This is a genomic window from Pseudemcibacter sp. (genome assembly GCF_965661635.1).
In the GTDB taxonomy this organism is placed as follows: domain Bacteria; phylum Pseudomonadota; class Alphaproteobacteria; order Sphingomonadales; family Emcibacteraceae; genus Pseudemcibacter.
Genome location: NZ_CBFIEP010000173.1, coordinates 1 through 4,945, shown reverse-complemented (window position 1 = coordinate 4,945; position 4,945 = coordinate 1). Strand labels below are relative to the sequence as shown.

5 protein-coding genes are annotated in these 4,945 nt (G+C 40.3%); 2 read left to right on the top strand and 3 right to left on the bottom strand.

Annotation, left to right across the window (positions count from 1 at the left end; translation table 11 throughout):
• A partial coding sequence (locus ACTF6W_RS11550) for a DEAD/DEAH box helicase family protein (protein ID WP_438994699.1) occupies window positions 1–891 on the bottom strand: 891 nt, incomplete at its 3' end.
• 112 nt (window positions 892–1,003) lie between these two features.
• On the opposite strand from ACTF6W_RS11550, the gene ACTF6W_RS11545 reads away from it, so the two are divergent.
• Together ACTF6W_RS11545 and ACTF6W_RS11540 are read left to right on the top strand one after the other, a co-directional pair.
• Window positions 1,004–2,206, top strand: coding sequence for a pyridoxal phosphate-dependent aminotransferase (locus ACTF6W_RS11545; RefSeq protein WP_438994698.1), 1,203 nt, complete (start codon window positions 1,004–1,006; stop codon window positions 2,204–2,206).
• A 4-nt stretch (window positions 2,207–2,210) separates the two neighbouring features.
• Window positions 2,211–2,855: an HAD family hydrolase gene (locus tag ACTF6W_RS11540; protein WP_438994697.1), complete on the top strand. Its 645-nt coding sequence runs from the start codon at window positions 2,211–2,213 to the stop codon at window positions 2,853–2,855.
• Between the two features lie 271 nt (window positions 2,856–3,126).
• On the opposite strand, the gene ACTF6W_RS11535 is transcribed toward ACTF6W_RS11540, so the two are convergent.
• Both ACTF6W_RS11535 and trxB read right to left on the bottom strand, forming a co-directional pair.
• Window positions 3,127–4,011, bottom strand: a complete 885-nt coding sequence (locus ACTF6W_RS11535) for a LysR family transcriptional regulator (RefSeq protein WP_438994696.1) — start codon at window positions 4,009–4,011, stop codon at window positions 3,127–3,129.
• Between the two features lie 14 nt (window positions 4,012–4,025).
• Entirely contained in the window at window positions 4,026–4,943 is a 918-nt protein-coding gene (gene trxB / locus ACTF6W_RS11530) for a thioredoxin-disulfide reductase (RefSeq protein WP_438994695.1), read from the bottom strand.
• Window positions 4,944–4,945: the final 2 nt, after the last annotated feature.

Below are 4,945 nucleotides of genomic sequence, written 5' to 3'. Positions count from 1 at the left end.
AAGTGTTTGATCAAGTTCGGCTTTGATTGTTTTTATCGCTTGATCCATACTAGGGCCGGGGGTTACATAATGGCTGTTCGCGTAAACTTTGACGGATTTTAATTCTTCAATTTTCTCACCCGTTAGCGGGTCAAATTGTGTGATTCTTTCAAGTTCATCACCAAAGAAATCAAGCTTCCATGCGCGGTCTTCGAAATGGCTTGGGAAAATTTCAATAACATCGCCACGCACACGGAATGATCCGCGTGTAAAGGCCATATCATTTCGTTTATATTGAAGTTCCACCAAATCGCGTAGGAGGTCGCGTTGGTCATAAAGCATCCCTTGTTCAAGGGAGATCGTCATTTGCAAATACGTTTCAGCAGCACCCATACCATAAATACATGAGACACTAGCCACAATAATTACATCATCGCGCTCAAATAAAGCGCGTGTCGCTGCATGGCGCATGCGGTCAATGCTTTCATTAATGCTCGCGTCTTTCTCTATAAAAGTATCAGACCGTGGGACATAGGCCTCTGGTTGATAGTAATCATAATAGGAAACGAAATATTCGACAGAATTATTAGGAAAAAAACTTTTCATTTCGCCGTAAAGCTGTGCGGCTAATGTTTTGTTATGGGCCATAATCAGGGCAGGGCGCTGAGTACCCTCAATGATTTTAGCCATAGTATATGTTTTACCGGAACCAGTAACACCAAGCAGTACCTGATCCGTAAGACCGTCATTTAACCCTTCAGTAAGCGCGGATATTGCCTTAGGCTGATCGCCGCTTGGGGTAAACTCACTTTCAATCTTAAATTTTATGCCGCCTTCCGTTTTTTTAGGACGGTCGTAATATTCACGCGGTTTTAAGAGAGTGGGGGATGATTCATCGTAACCTTTTTTCATGTTCTTAATATGTGATTATTTGTGATCATTTGCAAACATTAGATTGCAAAAAAAGCGACCTTCACTTAGTTTTGACAAATAGATTACTTGATTCAAATGAATGGATAAAAAAATGGCGTTTATATCGGATACATTAGGACGAATTAAACCTTCCCCGACGATCGCAGTTGGTGCAAAAGCGGCGGAATTAAAAGCGGCGGGACGAGACATCATTGCGCTTGGTGCAGGGGAACCTGATTTTGATACCATTGATTATGTGAAAGAAGCAGCGATTAAAGCCATAAATGATGGGCAAACCAAATATACGATAGTTGATGGTACCCCTGAATTAAAAGATGCGATAATTGAAAAGTTTAAACGCGATAATGGACTTGATTATAAACGCGAAAACATATCTGTTAATAGTGGCGGTAAACATACAATTTATAATGCATTTATGGCCACCTTAAATCCGGGAGATGAAGTCATTATTCCGGCTCCATACTGGGTTTCTTACCCTGATATGGTGATGTTAGCAGGTGGAACCCCCGTAATTATTGAAGCTGGCATTGATAATAATTTTAAAATTACAGCTGATCAGTTAGATGCGGCTATTACGGACAAAACCAAATGGGTAATGGTTAATTCGCCATCCAATCCTACGGGTGCAGCTTATTCCGCATCTGAAATGAAAAATTTGACGGATGTATTGGTTAAATATCCGCATGTATGGGTGTTCGCTGATGATATCTATGAGCATATTGTATATGACGATTTTGAATTTATCACACCTGTTATGGTCGAGCCAAGTTTAAAAAACCGTACACTCACCATGAACGGAATGGCAAAAGCATACGCCATGACAGGATGGCGTATTGGATTTGCCGGTGGCCCAGTTGAATTGATCAATGCCATGAGAAAAGTACAATCGCAAAGCACATCCAATCCTTGCTCAATTTCTCAGGCTGCATCGGTTGCAGCATTAACGGGCGACCAAGGGTATTTGAAAATACGTGCGGAAGCATTTAAAACGAGACGTGATCTTGTCGTTAAAATGATTAACGATGTACCAGGTCTGGAATGTCCAACACCCGAAGGTGCTTTTTATGTCTACCCGAGCTGCCAAGGACTTATGGGTAAGAAAACACCTGATGGAAAGACTTTAAAAAGTGATTTTGATGTTTCAACGTACTTACTTGAAAGTGTTGGTGTTGCGGTTGTTCACGGCGAAGCATTTGGGCTTTCTCCATATTTCAGAATTTCATATGCAACATCTGATGATGTGTTAATCGAAGCATGTAACCGAATTAAGAAAGCATGCGAGGCATTAGTCTAATCCTATGCAATTTGATTTGATCATTTTCGATTGCGATGGTGTTCTTGTTGATAGCGAGGTGCTTGCGAACCAATTATTAAGGGATGCGCTTGCGGAACATGGTCTTGAAATGACTGTAGAACAAGTCGTCGAAACGTATGTTGGCCGTTCGATGGACGCCGTTGTTTCTATATCTGAAGAGTTGCTTTGCTCTAAATTACCAGACGATTTTCTTGAGCAATTACAAATAAAAACTTTTGCGCTTTTTGAAAAAGAATTAAAAGCCGTCGATGGCGTTGAAGAAGTTCTTATTGCGCTTAAGGAAACAGATATCCAAATTTGTGTAGCGTCAAGCGGCAGTTTTGAAAAAATGAATTTAACCCTCGGTATCACGGACTTAAAAAAATATTTTGACGGAAATATTTTTAATTCATCACAAGTAAAAAGAGGAAAACCATACCCCGATTTATTTTTATTCGCTGCCGATCAATTGCAAGTGGAACCAGCAAAATGTTTACTCATTGAGGATAGTGTTCCAGGTGTTCAAGGTGGCGTCGCCGCGGGTATGGAGGTGATGGCATATAGCTCACGTGGAAATTGTGAGAAGCTAAAAAAAGCAGGTGGACTGGTTATACATGATATGCATCAGATACTAGAGCATGTCACATAAAAAAAGTGCCGGGTAACAAGTACCCGGCAAGTTCACAAAATATAGGGAGGTTTCATATCTTGGGGGAGAATATGAAACGGCGGTGGCCGAAAAGGGGGAGGATACGCCCACCGCAATACTGAAATAATTAAAGAATTACTCAGCGATGTTTCTCAACATCTGTGTATAGTTATAGATGATTGTTTGAAGAATGAGTACTAGGGAAAAACTCGTTGCAGCTATGCAAAAAATGCATATCTCTTTCTTTATTAAATTAAACCTCAATTTATAATTAGAAAACCGTCTTCTTGAATTCGTGTAAAATAAAATCTTTAAATGCAGCAATACGTTTAGAGTTTTTAAGTTCTTGAGTATAAACGAAATATGCAGGGAATTCGTGACCTTGATGATCTTCAAGAATTGGGACAATATTTGTCGATCCTTGCACTAGATAATCGGGAAGGGAGCCAATTCCGATGCCAGATTTCACAGCTTGTAATACACCATAGATATTATTTACTTCGAGTACAGGTTTACGTTTTACTTTGGTGCAATAGTCGAGAACCCAATTAATATTAAGTATCGGACTTGTACTTAAATCGCCGTAAGTTATTAATTTATGATTGTCTAAATCTTCACCACTTTTTGGTCGACCATAGTCATTTAAATAAGTTGGGGATGCATAAAGATGGTAATGAAAAGTGGCAATTTGCCGTTGAATTAAATCAAGATGGTCTGATGGGTGAAAACGAATGGCCACATCAGCTTGACGTGTTAATAGATCATAATCACCGTCACCAATAAGCAATTGAACATCAATTTCCGGATATTTATCAATGAATTTCTTAATATTATGCATCATCCATGTGGAACCGAAACTGGTTGTCGTGGTGATTTTTAACTTTCCTCTGGGGCTTTCAGTACCTTCAAGAATTTGTTGTTCGGTTACATGAATTTTTGAAACCACATCTTTTGTAGTTTCAAATAAAGTTTCCCCTTCGTCCGTTAATATTAAGCCGCGCGCATGGCGATTAAAAAGGGACGTTTGAAGACTTTCCTCGAGAGTTCTAATTTGGCGACTAACCGCGGATTGACTTAGGCCCAAAGTTTCGCCCGCATGCGTAAAGCTGCCGGCGGTGGCAACTGTATGAAATATCCTAAGCTTGTCCCAATCCATTAAATATCCAAATTTTATTCGTTTTCAGCGATGAATTTTTCCGCTTCTAATGCTGCCATACAACCCATTCCTGCGGCCGTGACTGCTTGTCTGTATGTCTCGTCGGTTACATCACCTGCTGCATAAACGCCTGGTACATCCGTTGCTGTACTGTCCGGGGCAGTATTAATATAACCGCGCTCATTTATATCAATTTTTCCGGCAAAAAGCGAGGTTGATGGCGCGTGGCCAATTGCTATGAAAACACCATGAGCAGATATTTCACTTAATTCATCAGTTTTAACATTCTTGATGCGGACCCCCGTTACGCCGCCCATAGGACCTTCTTCGCCAACGATTTCTTCTAACTGGCTATCCCATACGCATTCGATCTTTTCATTAGCAAATAGCCTATCTTGCAAGATTTTTTCTGATCTTAATTCATCACGTCTATGAATGAGTGTTACTTTAGATGCAAAATTCGTTAGGAAAATAGCTTCTTCAACGGCAGTGTTGCCGCCACCAACGACAATACATTCTTTACCACGATAGAAGAAACCATCACACGTAGCACAAGCTGAAACGCCTCTACCTTGATATTCTTCTTCTGATGGTAGACCTAACCATTTTGCCTGCGCACCTGTGGCAATAATAACTGTATCTCCAATATAAGTGTCACCGCTATCTCCTTTACATACAAAGGGGCGTTTTGAGAAATCTACATCAGTAATGAAATCTGTAATGATTGTTGTATCAACATTCTCAGCTTGAGCTTTCATTTGTTCCATTAACCAAGGTCCTTGAATAGGATCAGCAAAGCCGGGATAATTTTCAACATCCGTGGTAATCGTTAATTGTCCACCCGGTTCCATACCTTGTACAATAATTGGTTTTAAATTTGCACGTGCGGCATAGATTGCTGCCGTATATCCCGCTGGTCCTGATCCAATAATTA